Here is a 21,464-nt window from a genome sequence, read left to right on the forward strand (position 1 = left end):
CCCTTTATTAGAAAAGCTAAGTATTCTAGTACAAAATAAACACGAAGCTTTTTGTATTGCAAAATTTTGATAAATAATTTACTTATTTGCCTAGAACAGCTTGGATATAGTTTGTTGGATCTAGAATTTGATCAGCAACACCTAGAGAATAAGTAAAGATCGGTTCTGCAAGAAAACCTAAACCAATTGTCAATACTACTAAAGGTATAATCGGTCTTAATAATCCAAACATTTCTTTTTTATTAATATCCTCTTCTTTTATTGTTGGTTCACGCCAGAAAGCGTACATAAATATTTTCATCATAGAAAATAGTGTTAACACACCTACAATAAGCGCTACAGCCACAATGAAGTATTCCTGCTCTTGTACTGCCGATAAGATTAACGCAAATTTACTAAAGAAACCACTTAAAGGCGGTATCCCCGCTAATGACATAGCTGATATAAAGAATAGCCAACCTAGCCAAGGATGTGTTTTTAATAAGCCACCCATTTTCTTTAAATCCGTTGTGCCAGTAATCTTTTCTGTTGCACCAGCGAAAAGGAATAGAGCTGATTTTACAATAATGTGGTGGGCGATGTAATAAATCGCACCTGCAATAGCTAATGGAGAAAATACCCCCAATCCCATTGCCATGTATCCCACCTGACTAATAATATGAAAAGATAAGATACGTTTAAAATCAAATTGCGAGACGGCTCCAAGTACACCAAAGAACATCGTACCGGCAGCTAAGTATAAAATAATCGTATGTGTAAATGATGGATTATGAACAAAGATTAGGGTGAATGTTCGTATAATCGCATAAATACCTACTTTGGTTAATAAACCACCAAATAATGCAGAAATTGCTGCTGGAGGACCATAGTATGATTTTGGTAACCAAAAGTACAATGGGAACAGAGCACCTTTTGCACCAAAAACAAATAGGAAAATGATTGCAACACCATTTAGAATCCCTTCCTGCCCAAGTTCTGCAACACGTTCACCTAAATGCGCCATGTTTAACGTTCCGGTTGTTGCATATAGATACGCTAAAGCTACAAGGAAAAACGCTGAGGCAACCATATTCATGACTACATACTTAAACGATTCTCTTAATTGATATCCAGTTCCACCATGGACAATCAATACATAAGAAGAAATCAACATTACTTCAAAGAATACAAATAAGTTAAATATATCTCCTGTTAAAAATGCCCCATTCACACCAGTAAGCAAGTAAAAGTAGAATGGATAGAAATAGAATTTTTCACGGTCACTATGAATTGTCTTGAAAGCAAAAAATAAACAAACCGCACCAACGATACTTGATAAAATAACCATCATGGTTGCAAACATATCTGCAACTAACACAATACCAAATGGTGCTGACCAATCTCCAACTTCTAAAGTAATGATCTGATCTGGTGATTGATATACAGCATAGGCTAAGTAGATAGCGACTATCAGCAAGGCAATACTGCTTATTCCTGCTATTACTCGTTGAATCCTATGTTTTTTTGCTAGAAAAATCAATATAGTTCCGATAAACATCGGTAATAATATTGGTAGCGTTAAAAAATTACTCATCTGATCTTCCCCTTAATTGATCTAAATCATCTGTTTGGTGTACTTTATATGTTCTATACGTCATCACTAGTAATAAAGCGGTCATACCAAAGCTAATAACAATAGCGGTTAATATTAACGCCTGAGGTAAAGGATCGGTATAATTTGCAGCCTCTTCACCTAGTAATGGTGCAGATTTACCACCTAAACCACCCATCGTCAAAATAAGTAAATGAGCACCGTGAGACAATAGAACTGTTCCTAGCACAACTCTGAATAAACTCTTTGTTAATATGAGGTACGTCGCAACTGAGAACAATACACCAATTAGAATAGCTATCAAAATCTCCATTACGCATCATCCTCCGCAATCGTTGTAATAATTAGTAACGCAACTCCAATTACGACGATGAATACACCAATATCAAATACCAATGCAGTCGTTAACTCAACCTCTCCTAAGATTGGTAAAGTTGCATACTTGAAAAACTGAGTTAAAAATGGATAACCGAATAATACACTACTAACACCAGTACCCATCGCTAAAATTAAGCCAGTCGCTATAAAATAGGGATAATAAAATGGAAGCACCGACTTAATCGTTTTTAAATCGAAACTTACATATAACAAAACGATAGCTGACGCAGCCATTAAAGCTCCAATGAACCCTCCACCTGGATTGTTATGTCCAGCAAATAATAAATACAAAGAAAAGGAAAGAATGATGAATACTGCGATTCGAGTGATCGTATGCAATGATAAGTTATTTTTCATTTATACATCTTCCTTTCCGTTCATTCTTAACTTGATTAAAGTAACTACACCTAAAGCAGCAATTCCTAACACTAGAATTTCTAACATTGTATCCATTCCACGGAAATCAACTAGAATAACATTAACAACGTTGTCACCGCCACCTAAATCATGTGAATTTTCGATGAAATAATTTGAAATAGACTCAAATGGTTTCTTGTTACCGAATGCCATTGCACTAAGTGCCATCGTTGTTACTAATGATCCTACACCTAAAGAAATAAATAGGTTAACCCATTTGAATGTTGGCTTTGATTTCTCTTTTCGTAATTCCGGTAAATGATAGAAACATAACAAGAACAATGCTGTTGTAACTGTTTCAACAAGCAACTGTGTTAATGCCAAATCCGGAGCTCGGAACATAACGAAGAATAAAGCAACGAGAAAGCCTACAAACCCAACTGAGATAATCGCTGCAACACGATTGTTAATGAATGGAACTGCAAGTGCAGCTGCGGCAACGATTCCAACAAGTATCCATACATAAATTGGTATTGGCGCTACATTCGTTGTATCAATCGCAAAAGCATTGAAATGATATAACGTATAGAATGCTAGAGCAATTAAGAAAACATTCATATAGACAAAGTAATCACGAAGTAACCCTGTCATTTGAAGATTAGTTACTTTAGCTGAACCTGAAACTAATTTATCTAAGAAACCGTCATATATATAATTGATTGGATCTTTTTTATGCAAGCGTAAAAACGCATAGATTTTTTGCCATTTTGCTAAAGTTAAATACATTAGGATTCCTACCGCAATGATAGTAAGTGTCATGTACAATGGCGGGTAGTTAAATCCATGCCATGCTGAAAAATGAATATCAAAACTCTCTATTCCAGTTAAGGAAGCCGGATAAATTGCTTTGACTGCTGGCTCAATAATCGTATTTGATAATACATTTGGGAAAAAGCCAAAAAACACAACTAAACTAGCTAACACGATTGGCGGTATTAACATACCAATTGGTGCTTCATGCGGTTTTTTCTCCAATTTTTCGGGTTGATATTTTCCTCTAAATGTTTTGAAAACAAGGATCATACTATAAACAAATGTGAATACACTTGCAACCCAAGCAACGACTGGGAATAAGATACCTAACGATTGCATATTAAAACTAGTAATATCTGTTGCATGTAACATACTTTCTAAAAACAACTCTTTACTCAAGAACCCGTTAAATGGATAAATACCGGCCATAGAGAAAGCACCAATCACAGAGATAGTAAAGGTAATCGGCATAATTGTCATTAGCCCACCTAGTTTACGAATATCTCTTGTGCCTGTCTCGTGATCAACAATACCAGCGACCATGAACAAGCTACCTTTAAACGTAGAGTGATTAATTAAATGAAAAATAGCAGCTATTGTAGCTGCAGTAAATCCAGCTTTGTACCCATAAAAGGCCGCAGCAGAACCTACACCAAGCATGCTCATAATCATACCAAGCTGACTGATCGTTGAGTAAGCTAAAATTGATTTCAAGTCTGTTTGTCGAACCGCATTAAACGATCCCCATAGTAATGTAAATAGACCAAAACCGGAAACTAGCCAAAACCATTCAGACGAGCCTGAAAAAACAGGGCTTAAACGAGCAACTAAATAAATACCTGCTTTTACCATTGTGGCTGAGTGTAAATATGCACTTACTGGTGTTGGAGCTTCCATCGCATCTGGTAACCAAATATGAAACGGAAACTGTGCAGATTTAGTAAATGCACCAGCTAAAACTAATAACATCGCTGGAATAAATAAACTACTTTGGGCGATGACATCTGCTTGAGCAATAATTTCAGTAATAGTAAATGTGCCTGTCATTACATAAAGTAATGAGAAGCCTGCAAGCATTGCAAAACCACCTGAAACGGTAATTAACATTGATTTTTGTGCACCATATCGAGATTTCTCTCTGTTGTACCAATAACCAATCAGCAATGCAGAAGATAGGCTAGTTAATTCCCAGAATACATATAGAACCATCAAGTTTCCAGAAAGAACAACACCTAACATCGCACCCATAAACATTAATAAATAAAAGTAAAAGTTATGTAGTGATTCTTTGTTTTTATCTAAATAGAAGATAGAATACAAAACAACCAATGTACCTATACCTGTAATTAATAATGCAAATAGCAATGCTAATCCATCTAAATGAATATTAAAATTAATTCCTAAAGATGGAACCCAATTAAGCATGTGTGTAATTACTTCACCACTAGCCATAGTTGGAATAAACGTCAACAAGTAAACAAATAATACTGCCGGTAATACAAGCACAAACCATCCCGTATGAATAGATGATATTTTCTTATAAAAAAACGGGACTGTTAGTGCAAATAAAAAAGGGGCTATTATTGCTATATGTAATAATGACAAGAGCCCATACCTCCTCAAAATTCAAAACTAAATTTTATCTTTATACACTACACGCAATGTTTTATTACAAGTAACATACAAACATAATGAAATTATACATGAATTAATTTTTAGTAGCAATTATGGCTACAATCGCTAAACACTCTTTTTCTCCTAATATTCATATAGGAAGAAAAGCAGAAAAAATATATTTTTAAATTTTTTATGACACTTTGTTTTTAATCATTCGGATTAAGTTTATGATCATAAGTAAAATCCGACCAATTGATCGGATTTTACTTACATAATTACAGCTTAAATTTACGAACTAATACTTTTAAGTGATCAGCCAATTTTGCTAATTGACCAGAATTATTTGCAACCTCTTCCATTGAACTACTCGTTTCCTGAATTGATGCTGCTGTTTGTTCTATTCCTGCAGCTGATTCTTCCGAAACAGAAGCGATATCCTCTAATCCACTACTCATTCGTTCACTGTTGCTATTAATAGTAGACAAATTATTTGAGATATCTTTAATTTCAGATGCTAAAGTATTTAATTCTGAATCAATTTGTTCAAAAATACTACCCGTGTTTACCACTTGGTTCATTCCTGTTTCTACTTCTTTATGACCACCTTCTAACGCTGTAGCCACTTGGTCTGTTTCAGTTTGGACGCTTGTCACAATTCGAGTGATGTCTGTAACAGATTGAGCTACTTGTTCTGCTAACTTTCTAACTTCGTCTGCAACAACAGCAAAGCCTTTACCGTGTTCTCCGGCACGCGCTGCTTCAATCGCTGCGTTTAATGCTAGTAAATTCGTCTGTTCTGCAACATCTTTAATTACATTTACTAGCTTCGTGATTTCTTTCGATTGCTCGTCTAATCCTTTCACTTGGGTTACAGCATCCGAAACAACTTGGAAAATCTGTGCCATCTGCTGAATAGAGCTATCCATTTCTTGCTTACCACTCGAAACAAGATCAGTCATTGTTCTAGAAGAGTTATATATATTCTCCCCTTTTATATTTGCCTCAGTAATTTTTTGAGCGAAATCACTCATTGAAGCAGAGATATCACTCGTTGTATTCGCTTGAGATTCTGAACCTCTTGAAAGTTCCTCCATTGTCACAGCAACTTGCTCACTCGCTTCTTTCACCTGGTCAGATGATTGTGTTAACTGTTCACTTTGGTGAGAGACAGTACTTGATACCGTTTGAATCTCATTAACTATCTCTTTTAAATTCGCTTGCATTGTATTCATTGCATGCACCAAATCTGCAACTTCATCTCTTGTGTTTATTTCGAGCGGCTCTTCTTGTAAATCACCGGATGCGATTGTTACCATCCGCTCTTTCACTTTTTTAATCGGCTGTGTAATAATACGCGCTACGTATAAACCTGTTGCTATAGCAACAAAAAATATAATTATTGCAGCGATAAATCCATACAAGTTAACATATTCAAAGTTAGTTACAATTCTATCGGAATCTTCCATTATATGTTCTTCTCTTTTTTCAACGAGTGTCTTGAAATCAGCAATGATTCGTTGAGCTACTGGCTCTGCCGTGTTTTTTAAATATGATGCAGCTTCTTCTTCGTTACCTCTTCTATATTCTGCAAACACATTTCTCTCTAATTGTTCTTGCCATTTAGCTGAGTCTTCTGCTAGCTTTCTAATTTCTGCAAAGCTTGATTCATCGGCAATTTCTTCTTCAAGCTTCTTACTTTTTTCTGTAATCTCATCAAATCTTTCTAAGTAACTCGCATCACCATATAATACATACCCTCTAGCTAACCCAATACGCTCACTAATATTAAATACTAGCGTCTCATCCGTTAGCAATGTGTTCAGATCTTCCTCTGTTATATTTTCGAAACTTGATTTTAACTGATAATTTGTAAGAATTGTAAATGTGCTATATGCAAAAATAAGTAGAACCAACAACAAAAAACCAACTAATATTTTCGTACGTAAAGACTTGAATTGAAAAAGTTTTTTCATGTATGTATCCCCTTACCGTTAAATTTCGTACCTACTTTCTATATCGACTATAATCGACAAATATTAATGGTACTTTAGGTCAAATTATTAGGAATTACATATTGAATATGCTTTAATAAGTTTATTGAAATTATTATGAGGTGAATTATTATGACTGCTTTTCCAAAAACGGAATCAATGGAACAATTAGACACATTCATTAAATCTAATGACGTCTCACTTGTTTATATTTCAAGAGAACAATGTAGCGTGTGTCATGGTTTACTTCCACAAATAGAATCAATCATGGAGAAATACCCGAAGATCGAAACCACTCAAGTTAGTGCTGATATAGTTCCTGAAGTTGCGGGTGCTTTTTCAATCTTCACAGTTCCAGTCGTACTAGTATTTGTTGAGGGTAAAGAATATTATCGTGGCGCTAGAATCATACCATTAGAGCCTTTTGAAGAAAAAATCAAACAAATATATGACGGTTACTATGAGTAGCGCATATCTAACAAGGATCCTTAAGGAATATGAATAAGATCATTTGTTGTTACCATACCTAGCAATTGTTCGGTTTGCTTACCACTTTCCGTAATTAGCAAAGCATCTAATCTTTTTTGTTGTTTTAATTGTCTGAGGAATATATCTTCTGCTTCATAAATCGTCATTTGTTTGTTGATGAACAGATAATTTCTCGCCATTTGATCGTCTTGTATGATCTTTAAAATTCTAGTTTCTAATAAATGATCAAAGGATGTATCTATGTTTCTTGCTAACCATTGCGTTATATGTTTGTCTGTAAGTAAACCAACAAATTGCTTGTTTCTATAAATAGGAAATTGGGAATAGCCACTTTTCTTAATACTGTATAGTACTTGCTTAAATGTGTTATTTCCATCTAACGTGTGTAACTTTTTGGCAAATGTTGGAATAACTAACTTAGGAGCAGTAAGTTCTTCGGCAATCTTTTCAATTTGATTAACAATTTGATCATGCGGTTCTGCAATCGCGTAATGCGGCTCAGTTCTTTCGTGAATAATTGCATTCCGTAATTCAGAGAACTCTAATAGATCATCCTGATATCTTTGAACTACTGGATTGGTATGGCTCAATCGTTGAACAGCACGATAAAAAGGAATATATTTTTTCTCTTTAATTTCCTTATCAAAAAACTTCTCTATTTTATTAAATGCAATTACAAATCGATCTGCATTCTTCATTGCAACCACTCCTTTTCATACTATTTATTCTACCAAATAAGAAGACAAAAATAAGCTTTGCAATTAAAAAAAGATCGGATAGTAGTATTTCCGATCTTTTTCGCGTGTGATTAAATTTGAAAACGAGCAACTTCTTTCTCCAATTGCTCTGCTAAACGCGCTAACTCCTCAGCGGTATAGGATACTTCTTCCATAGCACTTAATGATTGTTGGGAAGACGCTGCCGTTTCCTCAACTCCAGCTGCGGATTCCTGTGATACAGCAGCAACATCTTGAATGGCCGTATCAATTTTCGAGCTATTTTGTACAATGTTCTCTAAGTGTGAAGCAACATTTTGTAGTCTACTGACTAACGTTGTATAAGATTCATCAATTTTTTCAAACACTTCTCCGGTTTGTTTAATTTGTTTTGACCCTTCTTCTACTGTTGTGTACCCATTACTTAAAACAGCTGTTGCTTCGTCTGAATGATTTTGGATCCGAGTTACAATAGTCGTAATACCTTGTACAGATTGGGTAACTTGTTCAGCTAATTTCCTAACCTCATCGGCAACAACAGCAAAACCTTTACCATGCTCTCCTGCTCTAGCCGCTTCAATTGCAGCATTTAAAGCCAGTAAATTAGTTTGTTCGGCAATGTCTTGAATAAACTGAACCAGCTTCGAAATCTCTTGTGATTCTTCATTTAATTGCTTCACTTTATCTACAGATTGATGAACCGTATCACGAATAGATTGAATCATTTCTACAGATTGATCCATGGATTCACTACCCTGTTTTGTTTGCGTTAAAATTCGCTTTGCTTCTTTTACTGTCGTGACGTTTTCTTTATTTGCAAGATCAATTTTATTTAATAATTGATCCATGGATTCTGTTAACATCGTCGCACTATTGGCTTGCGACTCTGCTCCATCTGATAATTCTTCCATTGTTGTTGCTATTTGTTTACTTCCTTCTTGTACTTCATTAGCAGACTGTGTTAATTCTTCACTTTGTGTAGTAACATTTGCAGTAGCTTGCTTGATTTGTTGCAGTACTTGTTGTAAGTTCTCTTGCATCTTGTTTGTAGCTAAAACTAACATCCCGATTTCGTCTTTTCGTTTTATGTTTAAAGGCTCATTTGTAAGAACACCGTTAGCTACATCATCCATACGTCGGGCAACCTTTCTTAACGGTGTCCCTATACTACGACCCATAACCACACCAATTATTACAGCAGCAACAGTTGCTATAAGAATTAAGAATAATACATTAAATCTACTTTTCTCAAATTGACCCTTGTTTCTCAAGTTAAATTCTTGAATGTTTTTTTGATTAATTTGTAGTAGCTCATTTAAATTGCTACTTATATTGTTAAATTTATTTGAATCTTTGCTAATACCATCTAACGCCTTGTCATACTCGTTACTTCTAATATGAGCAATATTGCTTGAAACTCCATTAACTAATTCAGACCAGTCCGCTTTAAATAGCTGAAATAATTCTTGCTCATTTGTTGTAAGTGGAGCCTCGTTTAGACGATCAATGTATTGAGTGATTTCTTCTGTGTTATCTTCCACCATAGTCGCATATCTTTCGTCTTCGTATAATGCAGCTGTTAAAAGATTCACTTGTGTATTTTCGACTAGACGTACAATCTGATTTAAATCTTCCATTGGTACAATTTTGTCAAAATACATTTCTTTTCCGTTTTGATTGATGTTTGATAAAGCTGTTACAGATAATAATCCCATTACAATCATAATTAAAACAATAGATAAGGTTGTACCAATTAATTTCCCAGTAATTTTCAAATTACTCTCTCCTTTACTTGTTACACTTCGATGTGATTTCACTCTACTTATAACTATCGGAATAAAGTTGTCTAATGATTAGAGATATGTCATTTATTTTGACGAGGAAATTATTGGTCTGAAAGCAAAAAAGAACCGATCTTGAGACCGATTCCTTTTTTTAATGAGATTATCCATTTACAATTTTCGTTGTAGTTTCGACTAATCTTTTAGCTTGATGCTTAACAGCCGCTTGCACATCTTCTATCATTTTACCATCTTGTCCTTGAGTCACACTTGTTCCGTATGGATTACCACCTGCACTAAACACAGATTGATCAGAGTAACCTGGAGGAACAATAATTGCTCCCCAATGCATCATTGACGTATATAAATTAAGCAATGTTGCTTCCTGACCACCATGCGGATTTGACGCTGAAGTCATCGCTGTCACTACCTTATTAACAGTCTTACCGGATCCCCATAGTCCTCCTTGAGAATCAATCACTGATTTCATTTGGGAAGGGACAGCACCAAACCTAGTTGGTACGCTAAAGATAATTCCATCAGCCCATTCAAAGTCATCTGAAGTAACTTCTGGTACATCTTTCGTTGCTTCAATATGTGCTTTCCACGCTTCATTAGATGCTACAGCCGCTTCCGGAGCATTTTCAGGTGCACGAACTAACCGAACCTCTGCACCAGTTTCTTCAACCGCTTCTTTTGCCCAATTTGCTAGTTGATAATTAATTCCTGTTGAGCTGTAATATACAACTGCTACTTTTACCATTTGTCATCTCTCCTTTTTTATTTATTCTATACTTATCTAAATACCCAAATCGAGTAGATTCACACTTATTATCTCGATTTCTAAATAAATCATACCAAAATATTATCTTGAATTCAAGATAAACGACTTTGGGACATTGGGGTCAGTCCCCAATGTCCCATTTTGACAAGAAGGAGAAAATAGGTTAAATTATAAAAGTACGAACGTTTAAACAAATAAAGATAAAATTATTCGTTTTTAGGAGTGTTATTAATGGAAAATGTATTTGATTACGAAGATATTCAACTAATTCCCGCAAAATGTATTGTGGACAGCCGATCCCAGTGTGACACGAGTATAACTTTAGGGAAACACACTTTTGATCTACCTGTCGTACCTGCAAACATGCAAACAATTATCGATGAAAATATTGCACTGTTTCTAGCAAAAAACAATTTCTTTTATGTTATGCACCGATTTGAGCCAGAGAAACGAATCGCTTTTATAAAAGATATGCATGCGCAACAATTAATTGCATCCATTAGTGTTGGTGTGAAATACGAAGAATACGATTTTATCAAACAGTTATCAGATCAACAGTTAATTCCTGATTATATTACGATCGATATTGCACATGGGCATTCTACTGCTGTTATTGAAATGATTCAGCACATTAAATATTATTTACCTGATACATTTGTTATCGCCGGAAATGTCGGAACACCAGAGGCAGTAAGAGAACTTGAAAATGCAGGAGCTGACGCAACAAAAGTTGGTATAGGTCCCGGAAAAGTATGTATTACAAAAATTAAGACTGGATTTGGTACAGGTGGTTGGCAATTAGCGGCTTTAAAATGGTGTGCTAAAGCAGCAAGCAAACCAATTATTGCTGATGGTGGAATCAGAACACACGGTGATATTGCAAAATCAATTCGCTTCGGCGCATCGATGGTTATGATCGGTTCTTTATTTGCAGGACATGAGGAATCACCAGGTGAAACGATTGAAAAAGACGGTAAACTTTATAAAGAATACTTCGGATCAGCCTCAGAGTTCCAAAAAGGCGAGAAGAAGAATGTTGAGGGTAAGAAAATGTATGTAGAGCATAAAGGCGCACTCATCGACACCCTTACTGAAATGAAACAAGACTTACAATCCTCTATTTCTTATGCAGGAGGAAATCGTTTAGAAGCAATTCGTACCGTTGATTATGTTGTAGTAAAAAACTCGATCTTTAATGGCGATAAAGTATATTAAATCTCATAAAAAACAAGGCCGAATTAGATTAGGCCTTGTTTTTTATAAACGATGCATGTAGACTTCAAATCCAGTAACAAATAAATTCCACAAGTGCATGTAGTTAATTAAGCTTAAATTGTTTAACCATTTCATCTAATTTTTCAGATAACTCCTCTAAAGAATTCGTATTAGTTGTAATTCCACCAATTAAATTACTAATTTCAGCAATAGAAGCTGACGTTTCTTCCACACCAGCCGCTGACTCCTCTGAAACTGATGCGATATTTTCAATAGAATCATTAATCTTTGTACTATTTTCAGAAATTCGCTTAAAGTGAGCATTAATTGTAGAAATATTATTATCCATTTCTACAACGGATTGGTCAATTTTTTTGAATTCTTGTCCAGTTAATTGAATTTGTTTTGCGCCTTCATCCACTTGGTTGTAACCCTTTGTTAATGAAGTAACAACATTACTTGATTCAACTTGAATATTACCGACAATATCTGTTATTTCTAGAACCGATTCTGATACTTGTTCAGATAATTTTCTAACCTCTTCAGCAACAACTGCAAATCCATTCCCTTCTTCTCCAGCGCGAGCCGCTTCTATAGCTGCATTTAAAGCGAGCAGATTGGTTTGTTCCGAGATGTCTTGAATCACATTAATTAAAGATGATATTTTTTTAGTCTGCTCATCTAATGTTCCCACTTTCTCGACAGATTCCTTTACTAAGCTGTAAATGGTGTTCATTTGTACAACAGATTGATTCATCATTTCATTACTACTTTTTGCAATGTTCAATACTCCATTCGATGATTCTTGTACCATTGCACCGTTCTCAGAAGCCTCAGTAATTCGATTGGATAAATCGCTCATTTGTTCAGCTAAGTCAGAAGCTGCATCTGCTTGTTGATCTGTACCAGAGGCAAGTTCCTGCATAGTTGAGGCTACTTGATTGCTTCCATCATATATTTCATTACTTGATTGCTTAACTAAAGTTGACTGTTCCCTCACTACTCCAGAAAGGTTTGTAATTTTCTCTAGCATATCCTTTAACTTAGCTTGCGTACTTATAACAGACCTAGCTAATTGCCCAAATTCATCTTGTCTGCCTTGCGCTTGCAGATAATTTGTTAAGTCACCCTTTGCAATTTGATCCATAACAAGCGTTATTTGTTGTATTGGCTTAGAAAAAAATCTACTTAAGAAGAGTGCAATAATTACCACGAGCACGATCGTTATTAAGGCAATTTCTAAAATATAAAACATAAGCTCTTTATTTATATTTAAAACGTCAGTTGCATCTTGTTTAATCTCCATCACACCAATTGCTTCTGAGTGTGTTGGATCATACAACGGCATATAATATTCCATACTTGTATCTGACTCCTGCGAAATCTCTTCTCCCGCAACAACCTGCTCTAATGTCGATTGATCATCAAACATACTACCTGCTTCAGCTTGATTGGAAGTGACCAATACTTTCCCTTCCGTGTTCAAAATATTTAGTTGAACGCCTTTTAATGTATCTGTAATCGTTTGAATTACTTGACCATTTAAGCCCGTTTGCAACGTTCCTATCACTTCATTATTATAAACAAGTGGAACGAAAGCTCTGACAGATAGCCCACTATTTCCAAATTCAAATCCTGAAATCCCTTCATTATCAAGAGCAGCTTGAATAGAAGAAATATCACTCTTGTCATCACCAAATTTTTCAGGGTTATGCCCTCTTAGAAAAACCGTTCCATTTTTATCACCTAGTTCAAAAACATCGAACTGGTGTTCCGATTCAAGTCTTTTAAATATTGGTGTAATAACTTCTATCAATTGTTCACGATCACGATTTTTAAAAGCTTCTAACATTTCTCCATTTTCTGCGTATGATTGAGTAATTGATAATAAATCTTCTGAAACACGATCTAACTGCTCTGAAACAGTTTCTGTTGAAGCATCCAAATTTTTATGTAAGATGTTTTCAAATCCTTGGTTAGTTTTAAAATAAAGAATCGAACTAATTACAATTAAAGGAATAATAGCTACTAATAACAAGGATAAAAACAACTTTGCTTTGACTGATTTAAACACAATTTCACGCCTCTCAAATGTAATGGTATCCAATAAAGAATACCATTACATTTTGACAAAATCTATGGATTTTTATAACGTTTTCGACAAATTTCTTTGAGCATAAGCATAGCATTGGACTAATAAACACATTACTTCTTAAAGATATAATCAATATAGTCTTATTTTATTTTTTTACCCTCATATAGCCTCTCAACAATTCGATTCTCTTTATATATAATGTTCATGTTCCTAAAATGATCTTCTGCCTCATCTATTTGATAATACGTATGAACGACTTGCTGTCCATCTTCCAATTGTAAAAATGATCTTTTTTCTAAATTTCCCCTTCTCCAAAACCTTCGTCATGTATAGACAAAAAATTAATAAAACATAAACCACCTGTTTTCAAAACCCTTTTCATTTCATTTATAGCCATGACGATATCATCTTTTTTCATATGAAAAATGGTATTATAAGAGTAGATATAGCTAATTGAATGATCATTAAATGGAAGGTTTCTTATATCGCCTTTTCTAATATTTAATGCTAAATTGTGGTTGATAGCAAAGATGCTGGCTTTTTTTATTTGACCATCGTTTAACTCAATCCCATATGTTTGATAGTCAAATTGCTTAAAAAGAGCAAGTGGAGGAAAGGGTCCCCCTGCCCCGCAATCCAAAACACTCCGTTCTAAACCTTCATGGTTACAATAGCTTAAAAACTTGTATAACGGTGTTTGGTTGAATACATGTTCCATCTTTTTATCACTTCCCAATCATTTATTTCTTTTTATCTTTACACTATTATACAATAGAAAAATCCTAATATAATTCGCAAATTATAAAAAAGCTGTATGCGTTAGACTTACTAACGCATACAGCTTTTATTAATTCCTTAATAGATATTAAACTTTGAAACGATTAATTAATTCATTTAATTCTTCTGCTAATCCTGAAAGGTGCTGTGAACTGTCAGCAACCTCATCCATAGAACTACTTGCTTGTTGTGTTGAGGCAGCAGTTTCTTCTACTCCAGCCGCCGCTTCCTCAGATACGGAAGCAATTTCTTCTACTGACTTATTCATTTCCTGTGTCTTAGTAGAAACTTCTAACAGACTTTGTGATGTTGCATGAATGCTTGTTACCATTTCTTTCACTGAATCAGTAATTTGATCAAAAATCTCATCTGTCGCTTTAATTTGAACCGTCCCTTGTTCAACCTCATTATATCCATCTTTTAATGCTGTTGAAACAACATCTGATTCAGATTGGATGGAAGTAACTATTTTAGTAATATCATTTACCGATAATGCAACTTGTTCCGCTAACTTTCTTACTTCATCTGCTACAACAGCGAATCCTTTTCCGTGCTCACCTGCTCTTGCAGCTTCAATTGCAGCATTTAAAGCTAATAAGTTTGTTTGGTCAGCGATATCTTTAATAACTAAAACAAGTTTCGAAATTTCTTGAGTTTGGTCGTCTAACTTTTTCATCTTATCTACTGAATCTTTAACAATGTGATTAATCTTCGTCATTTGTTCTGTAGATGTTTGCATCGATTGACTTCCTCTATTTGTCATCTCTAGAACATTAGAGGAATTAGATTCAATATTCTCACCGTTTTTATTTACATCTTCTACTTTATTCGTAAACATTCCCATAAGATTCGCTAAGTCACTTGTACTATTTGCTTGAGTTTCTGCACCTGTAGCTAACTCTTCCATTGTAACTGCAACTTGTTCAGTACCCAGTTTCACTTCATTAGCCGCATTCGTAAGTTTCTCACCTTGAATCGTTACTGTTTCAGAAACCGCATTAATTCTATTTAACAGTTCTCGCGTATTATCTGTCATTTCATTAGTAGAACGGACAAGCTCACCAATTTCATCATTTGCTTTTATCTCTAAAGTACCTTGAGTAAAGTCACCATCCGCAATAGTCTTCATTCTATCTTTTACTTTAACAATTGGTTTAGAAATAATACTTGCAGTTCTTAAGGCAACTATAACAGCCATAGCAATAATAATAAGTATTAATGCTAGATCAATAATTAAAGAAACTTTACCAAAAAGTTGATTATCGTTGGATTTCTCGCCCAACATCTTGTCGCCTTTATCTACAACTGCTTTTAACTCTGAGGTTATTTCCTCTTCAAGGGGTTTTACCTGCTCACGCATAATCTTCATAGCAGCATCTTTGTTACCAGCATCGTATTTTTCAAGCACAAGGTTTGTTGTCTCGCCCCATACTACCTTTCGTTCTATTGTACCTTCAATACTTTCCGCAAAAGGGGATTTCAATAACTGATTTTCTAATGCTATACTTTCTTCTGTTTTATTAACAAATTCATCTCTAAATTCCTCATCTTCATAAAGTAGGTAACCCCGAATTAAAGAAGTTCTGTCTGTCATATCTAATGCAATTTCATCAACTAGATTTAAGAATGGCTGATAAACGTCAACCATTTCCGTTGTATTATCATTTAATTTCTTTATAGCCAATACATTATATACACCTAACGCAACCACTAAAAAAATTACAATTGAAAAACCAAACAAGATTTTCTTCCTAATACTGTTAAAACGAAACAACTTCCCCATTTTTATACACCTTCTACCTTCATATTTTTCATATGAAATATCCACCAAAAACTAAAAAATTAACAAGCACATATTCTTGATGTCATTTCTAAGATCATTTTTAATATCGGTAATTAATTTCTTTTTTTTAGTGAAATACACTACTGTTTACCTAGTACAAATTACCATTACATTAAATTGTAAATTAAGTAGTATATAATTACTGATTATAATTTCTTTTTATCGACTTTTTAAACTTCAAAATATAAAAAATCATTAAAAAACGATTAATTTTCCCTTTTCATAGTTCAAAAGAATTATTTTTTCAATAAATGTATTTTTTAATTTATAGTATGAATTTTATGAAATAATTACTTTAAAGTTATTTATAGAAGGAGATAATCCAATCACAACACCTTTTAACTATATGAAGAAAGGCAGGGATCTTATTCCCCACCTTTCTTCACTTACTTTTATATAGTTACAATGAAACATTTTTTAAACTTTTTAAATACGAAGTGACAGTTTCTAAGGATTCGCTTGCAATCATTTTCACAAAAAAAGATCCAATAATTACGCCATCTGCACCATTATAATACACACTAGCAACATCTTGTTCGTCTTTGATCCCAAACCCAACAAAAATGGGTAGATTGCTATACTTTCTAATTCGTTCTATTGTTTCAATGTAATTTGTAGGTACTTGGTTAAAGCTCCCCGTTTTTCCAGCACCACTCATACAATAGGCAAATACGCGATTATTCTTCAGCTGTTCTTCTAATAATTGATCTGACATCGTTTCATTATACAGTTGGATAGGCATTGGATAATCTTCTAACGTAATTTCTTGATCTACGCACAATATACCATCTATTAACTGACTATCGATAGTGAATAGATCATAATTATCCACTCCTTCTTTATATGTCATAAGAACAACTTTAAATGTGTATTTTTCTTTAATCTTCATGAGGATTTGATTTAAATACGTTCTATCAAATCCTTGGACTAATACCTGCTGATGACTTTCTTTAATAACCGCACCATCCATGTGGGGGTCTGTTACCGGAATGCCAAGCTCTAATACATCTACCTTGTGTAAATCCATTATGTCTAATATTTCAAAAAAACGATCTTCATTAGGATAGCAACATGGTAGATAAAGGGCGAGTTGTTTCATAAACCATTACCCTCCTATCAGCTTCAACAGCATACCCATTAATGGCCCGTATAGAGCATAGTCTGTTTCACTAAGAATACGCATGATAGAACCATAAGAACCTATATGCTGAAGCAATAATGCTTGTCCTATAATTAGGATTAAACCATTCGTGAATGAACCAATTAACGCGCCTCTAATTCCACCTGTCGAATTACCGAAAATGGCAGTTACTGCACCTGTAAAAAACGTTGGTATTAACGCTGGAAAAACTGCTATCGGATAATCAACTATAGCTAAAATGAACATCCCTACAAATCCAGCTACTAAACTAGTTAAGAAACCTACGATTACTGAAGTTGGATAATTTGGGAATAATAACGGTACATCCAAACCTGGCTTGGCATTCGGAATTAATTTATCTGCAATACCATGGAATGCTGGGATGATTTCAGCCAACAACATCCTTACCCCAGATAAAATAATGGTAATCCATAAACCAAACTGTAAACCATTTAGTAAAGAGAAAGTAACAATATCTCTTCCTCCACTAATATTATCTGCTACCCAAGCTGGATTAGAAATAAGTGATACAACTAAAAATAATAGCGTCATAATAACTGTTAATGCAATAGTCATTTCTCGTAGGAAGTTTAAGCTTTTTGGTATTTTAATATCTTCTAAATCGTTTTTCTTATTACCTAGTAAACCTCCAAGTTTCGCTGCGATCCAAACACCACTGGAACTTGAGTGACCTAAAGTAAATCCTTCGCCACCTTTTATATTTTTCATTAAAGGTGCCACATATGAACAAGTAAATGTTAAATAAAAACCTAGAATAAGAGAACCTGTTAATACAAGCGGAATGAATCCCATGTTTGTACCAAATTTAAGTAGAGCTGCAATTAATCCTGCATAGAAAAAAGATACATGTGCAGATAAATGCACATATTTAAATGGTGTTATACGTGCAAATAAAATATGAATAATAAATCCTAATGCGAAAATTAACGCCATTTCCGTTCCTATCTCTACAAAACTTTCCATTTGTGCTTCTTCAAGTGTAGGAATCTCCGCATTTAACTGAAATACTTTACTGAGCATTGGTTGTAATGGGAGCAAGGAAACTCCTAGTGATTGTGCACCAGTATTAATAAGTAAAAAACCTATCATTGTTTTAACTGTAGACGAAACTAATGAGTCAAAGCTCTTTCGTTGTATTAATAGACCTACTAGCACAACAGCTCCAATTACAAATACTGCTTGACTGAATATATTGTTAATGAGATACATAAGAAAATCCATTAGCTGCTCTCTCCTTTTTTATCGCACTGCAATAGTAATTGACTAAAGTCATAGATACATAATATGCTCATAGACAATAGTTATCCTGTCCCATAAGCATAAGTTAGCATTACGGGACATCAAATATTTACAAACACGATTAATTGATTACTTTCAATAATTCTGTTCTTAAAAATTCTTTATCCATCATGTTATCTATTCTAACAACCTTGGCTTTTGAGTTTCTTAAAATGTCCGCAAAATCAGATGTGGTAATTACAATATCATAATCATCAGCACTAACAGACCCAATATCAGATGCATCTACAGTTGCCTCTACACCTTCATTTGATAAAATTTGTTGAGCGAATACTTTAAGCATCATACTACTCCCTACGCCGGCTCCACAAACTGTCACTATTTTATACATTTACTTATCCCCCTTAAAAATTCGCATGATATCTTCTGCTGTTTTAGCATTTAGTATTTCTTCCAATTTCTCTTCTTGATTTAAGACACCTACTAATTCCGATAAAGCCGTTAGGTGAGTCTCATGATCAATTGCACATAATCCAATGACAATTCTCACAGGATCATTTGTACGATGCCCGAATACAATTGGTTCTTTTAATGTAACAATACTAAAGCCAATATCTTTCGCACCATATTCTGGTCTGGCATGCGGCATCGCTATACCTGGCGCAATAACAATATACGTACCGTTTTCTTTTACATTATCAAGCATTGCTTGAATATATTTTTCTTCAATAAGATTGTTCTTTAGAAGTAATTCACCACTTAATTTAACTGCACTATCTCTGTCTTTTACTTCTGCTTGTGTTTCTATTAGATTTTCATTTAAAACTTCAATTAACACAGGATGTGATCTCCTCTCCGGATTTGGTAACTTTGTTTTTTCACTTTGAAAATATTGTTGTAATTTTTCCTGAAGTACTTTCGGATCATGAATCGTACAGTAAGGTTCTATAATTTTCAAAATGTCGAACACAAGCAATTCTTGCCCCTCAAACTTTTCTAATAGCAAAGTTAATTTCTTAATATCTTCTTTTAACAAAACAGGATTTACATTGACTACTTTTATCTCCTGCAATGTTAATGGGACTGTTGTGATCACTAAATCAACTATTTGTTCTTTAACGATTTCTGAAGCTTGTCTAGCTGGAAATGCCCCAAGTACTCTTATCCGAAACAAATTTTTTAATTGTGTGGCTAACATTTGTGATGTACTCATTCCTGTGTCGCAAACAATAATGACAACTGGTTTTCTTCTCGTTCGTTTCTTTTGCCTTTCTAACGCAGCTGTAACATACATCGTTATAAAAGAAGCTTCATCTTCATTAAAGCCAACACCTAATTGAGCTTCTATTATAGGAATTGTTCGCATGACATGATTATGAACATAATGATAATTTTGCTTTATTGCATCCAACACAGGATTATCAATGGATGTTCCATTACTAAGTCGGTATATTGCAGGTCTAAGATGAGCCATTAATCCATTGAACAACTGTTCATCCTCTATAAATGAAACATGAAAAATAGATTCAAGCTCTTCAATAAACGTCCGGGTTACCATTTGTAATGGAAGCCACTGTTCATTTGTATTACCATATTGATTCGTATCCTGCAAACTACTACTAACTAGCTGCGAAGCAAAATACATCACTTCATTTTCCGGAAAACTAATCCCAAATGCACGATTAATTTCTTTTTTAACTATACATGCTATCTCATATTCTCGCGTTGCTAAAACCCGATCTGAGATTGCATCCCTTCCTAACATTCGTCTCTGTTTCACTCGATTGATCGCTAAACCAAGATGAAGAATAACTCTGAAATACGAGTGATCTGAAATAATAATGTGTAATTTATGTTCTGCCATTCCGACTATACGTACAAGGTGATTGATTTCTTGAATGGAAAGAAATTCATTTAAGATAGACTGCTCGGTGTTGGTCATGTGAATACGGTTTCTTTTTTCCTCTCGAAAAACTGCCAGCAATGCTTTTCTTATAGATAACTCTCTTCCTTCTACTCTCAAGCCTTTGTAAGGATAGGACATTAGTGATAATTCATGTTCTTGAAACCACTGTTTCCAATACTTCATATCACTAATGACTGTATTCCTTGATACTTTAAGAAAATTTGAGATTTGGTCAATCGTTACATAGCCCTGTTGAATTAATAAGAAATGTAAGGCAGAGTATTTTCTTTCTTCTGGTGTATGAAAAATAAATTCTTCTTGATCAAGAAGCGATTTTAAATGTTGTAGCTCATTCTTCGTAAGCTGCAACGATACACCTTTTCCTTTTTGACGTTGTAACATAGGAAGTTTATTTTTATTTAAAAAATCATCTACTTCCATTAAGTCATTATAGATGGTACGTTGACTAACAGAAAAGTGCTTAGTTAGCTCTTTAATGGTAAACAAAAGGTCATTCTCTGTTAATAGTAAAGCAAGATCTCGCGCGCGATTGTTCATCTATCTTCACCTCACATTTATTATAAGTAATCTTTTCATGTACCACCAAGACCAAATACTTGCGTGTTATCTTGCAATCACTTGGTTGCAAATTGCAAAATCATTTTGCAATTGATTGATTAACTACACAAAAAAGAAAGCCTCACCGTTTT

At 34.3% G+C, this 21,464-nt stretch carries 17 protein-coding genes; 2 read left to right on the top strand and 15 right to left on the bottom strand.

Features of this window, described 5'->3' with window-relative positions; genetic code table 11:
* Nucleotides 1–82: 82 nt before the first annotated feature.
* The 5 genes from HP569_RS04475 to HP569_RS04495 all read right to left on the bottom strand — a co-directional run bounded on the left by HP569_RS04475 (nt 83) and on the right by HP569_RS04495 (nt 6,729).
* Nucleotides 83–1,573: a Na+/H+ antiporter subunit D gene (locus tag HP569_RS04475; protein WP_182199964.1), complete on the bottom strand. Its 1,491-nt coding sequence runs from the start codon at nt 1,571–1,573 to the stop codon at nt 83–85.
* On the bottom strand, nt 1,566–1,904 hold the full coding sequence (locus tag HP569_RS04480; RefSeq protein WP_182199965.1) for a Na(+)/H(+) antiporter subunit C: 339 nt from the start codon (nt 1,902–1,904) through the stop codon (nt 1,566–1,568). The genes HP569_RS04475 and HP569_RS04480 overlap by 8 nt, the downstream gene beginning before the upstream one ends.
* Complete coding sequence (locus HP569_RS04485) at nt 1,904–2,326, bottom strand: Na(+)/H(+) antiporter subunit B (protein WP_182199966.1); 423 nt, start codon at nt 2,324–2,326, stop codon at nt 1,904–1,906. The genes HP569_RS04480 and HP569_RS04485 overlap by 1 nt, the downstream gene beginning before the upstream one ends.
* Entirely contained in the window at nt 2,327–4,744 is a 2,418-nt protein-coding gene (locus tag HP569_RS04490; protein WP_182199967.1) for a Na+/H+ antiporter subunit A, read from the bottom strand.
* Nucleotides 4,745–5,031: 287 nt separating this feature from the next.
* Entirely contained in the window at nt 5,032–6,729 is a 1,698-nt protein-coding gene (locus HP569_RS04495) for a methyl-accepting chemotaxis protein (RefSeq protein ID WP_182199968.1), read from the bottom strand.
* Between the two features lie 150 nt (nt 6,730–6,879).
* Here HP569_RS04495 and HP569_RS04500 point away from each other — a divergent pair, with 150 nt between their 5' ends.
* Nucleotides 6,880–7,215, top strand: coding sequence for a thioredoxin family protein (locus HP569_RS04500; protein ID WP_182199969.1), 336 nt, complete (start codon nt 6,880–6,882; stop codon nt 7,213–7,215).
* 20 nt (nt 7,216–7,235) lie between these two features.
* On the opposite strand, the gene HP569_RS04505 is transcribed toward HP569_RS04500, so the two are convergent.
* The 3 genes from HP569_RS04505 to wrbA form a co-directional block, all read right to left on the bottom strand.
* Nucleotides 7,236–7,934, bottom strand: a complete 699-nt coding sequence (locus HP569_RS04505; protein WP_182199970.1) for a CBS domain-containing protein — start codon at nt 7,932–7,934, stop codon at nt 7,236–7,238.
* A gap of 110 nt (nt 7,935–8,044) precedes the next feature.
* The gene (locus tag HP569_RS04510) at nt 8,045–9,727 is read right to left on the bottom strand and encodes a methyl-accepting chemotaxis protein (protein WP_182199971.1); all 1,683 of its coding nucleotides are present in this window, start codon (nt 9,725–9,727) and stop codon (nt 8,045–8,047) included.
* Nucleotides 9,728–9,896: 169 nt separating this feature from the next.
* Complete coding sequence (wrbA, locus tag HP569_RS04515; protein ID WP_182199972.1) at nt 9,897–10,496, bottom strand: NAD(P)H:quinone oxidoreductase; 600 nt, start codon at nt 10,494–10,496, stop codon at nt 9,897–9,899.
* A 252-nt stretch (nt 10,497–10,748) separates the two neighbouring features.
* On the opposite strand from wrbA, the gene guaC reads away from it, so the two are divergent.
* A complete protein-coding gene (gene guaC / locus HP569_RS04520; RefSeq protein WP_182199973.1) occupies nt 10,749–11,732 on the top strand; it encodes a GMP reductase in 984 nt (327 codons plus the stop codon).
* Nucleotides 11,733–11,835: 103 nt separating this feature from the next.
* Here guaC and HP569_RS04525 read toward each other — a convergent pair whose 3' ends face one another.
* The 7 genes from HP569_RS04525 to HP569_RS04555 form a co-directional block, all read right to left on the bottom strand.
* Nucleotides 11,836–13,806, bottom strand: coding sequence for a methyl-accepting chemotaxis protein (locus HP569_RS04525; RefSeq protein ID WP_182199974.1), 1,971 nt, complete (start codon nt 13,804–13,806; stop codon nt 11,836–11,838).
* Between the two features lie 316 nt (nt 13,807–14,122).
* On the bottom strand, nt 14,123–14,545 hold the full coding sequence (locus HP569_RS04530) for a class I SAM-dependent methyltransferase (RefSeq protein WP_246366915.1): 423 nt from the start codon (nt 14,543–14,545) through the stop codon (nt 14,123–14,125).
* A 147-nt stretch (nt 14,546–14,692) separates the two neighbouring features.
* On the bottom strand, nt 14,693–16,387 hold the full coding sequence (locus tag HP569_RS04535) for a methyl-accepting chemotaxis protein (protein ID WP_182199975.1): 1,695 nt from the start codon (nt 16,385–16,387) through the stop codon (nt 14,693–14,695).
* Between the two features lie 460 nt (nt 16,388–16,847).
* Nucleotides 16,848–17,546, bottom strand: coding sequence for a tryptophan synthase subunit alpha (trpA, locus tag HP569_RS04540; protein WP_182199976.1), 699 nt, complete (start codon nt 17,544–17,546; stop codon nt 16,848–16,850).
* Between the two features lie 6 nt (nt 17,547–17,552).
* A complete protein-coding gene (ulaA, locus tag HP569_RS04545; protein WP_182199977.1) occupies nt 17,553–18,830 on the bottom strand; it encodes a PTS ascorbate transporter subunit IIC in 1,278 nt (425 codons plus the stop codon).
* Nucleotides 18,831–18,969: 139 nt separating this feature from the next.
* Nucleotides 18,970–19,239, bottom strand: coding sequence for a PTS sugar transporter subunit IIB (locus tag HP569_RS04550; protein WP_182199978.1), 270 nt, complete (start codon nt 19,237–19,239; stop codon nt 18,970–18,972).
* The gene (locus tag HP569_RS04555; protein ID WP_182199979.1) at nt 19,240–21,312 is read right to left on the bottom strand and encodes a BglG family transcription antiterminator; all 2,073 of its coding nucleotides are present in this window, start codon (nt 21,310–21,312) and stop codon (nt 19,240–19,242) included.
* Nucleotides 21,313–21,464 lie beyond the last annotated feature (152 nt).

Origin of the sequence: Paraliobacillus salinarum (assembly GCF_014083865.1) — a bacterium.
Classification (GTDB): domain Bacteria; phylum Bacillota; class Bacilli; order Bacillales; family Amphibacillaceae; genus Paraliobacillus; species Paraliobacillus salinarum.

What these genes read in the sequence shown, in the direction of transcription:
- HP569_RS04550 (WP_182199978.1), bottom strand. Translation starts at nt 19,239, where the DNA reads ATGTATAAAATAGTGACAGTTTGTGGAGCCGGCGTAGGGAGTAGTATG.
- ulaA (WP_182199977.1), bottom strand. Translation starts at nt 18,830, where the DNA reads ATGGATTTTCTTATGTATCTCATTAACAATATATTCAGTCAAGCAGTA.
- HP569_RS04480 (WP_182199965.1), bottom strand. Translation starts at nt 1,904, where the DNA reads ATGGAGATTTTGATAGCTATTCTAATTGGTGTATTGTTCTCAGTTGCG.
- trpA (WP_182199976.1), bottom strand. Translation starts at nt 17,546, where the DNA reads ATGAAACAACTCGCCCTTTATCTACCATGTTGCTATCCTAATGAAGAT.
- HP569_RS04505 (WP_182199970.1), bottom strand. Translation starts at nt 7,934, where the DNA reads ATGAAGAATGCAGATCGATTTGTAATTGCATTTAATAAAATAGAGAAG.
- HP569_RS04535 (WP_182199975.1), bottom strand. Translation starts at nt 16,387, where the DNA reads ATGGGGAAGTTGTTTCGTTTTAACAGTATTAGGAAGAAAATCTTGTTT.
- guaC (WP_182199973.1), top strand. Translation starts at nt 10,749, where the DNA reads ATGGAAAATGTATTTGATTACGAAGATATTCAACTAATTCCCGCAAAA.
- HP569_RS04475 (WP_182199964.1), bottom strand. Translation starts at nt 1,573, where the DNA reads ATGAGTAATTTTTTAACGCTACCAATATTATTACCGATGTTTATCGGA.
- HP569_RS04530 (WP_246366915.1), bottom strand. Translation starts at nt 14,545, where the DNA reads ATGGAACATGTATTCAACCAAACACCGTTATACAAGTTTTTAAGCTAT.
- HP569_RS04500 (WP_182199969.1), top strand. Translation starts at nt 6,880, where the DNA reads ATGACTGCTTTTCCAAAAACGGAATCAATGGAACAATTAGACACATTC.
- HP569_RS04555 (WP_182199979.1), bottom strand. Translation starts at nt 21,312, where the DNA reads ATGAACAATCGCGCGCGAGATCTTGCTTTACTATTAACAGAGAATGAC.
- HP569_RS04495 (WP_182199968.1), bottom strand. Translation starts at nt 6,729, where the DNA reads ATGAAAAAACTTTTTCAATTCAAGTCTTTACGTACGAAAATATTAGTT.
- HP569_RS04485 (WP_182199966.1), bottom strand. Translation starts at nt 2,326, where the DNA reads ATGAAAAATAACTTATCATTGCATACGATCACTCGAATCGCAGTATTC.
- wrbA (WP_182199972.1), bottom strand. Translation starts at nt 10,496, where the DNA reads ATGGTAAAAGTAGCAGTTGTATATTACAGCTCAACAGGAATTAATTAT.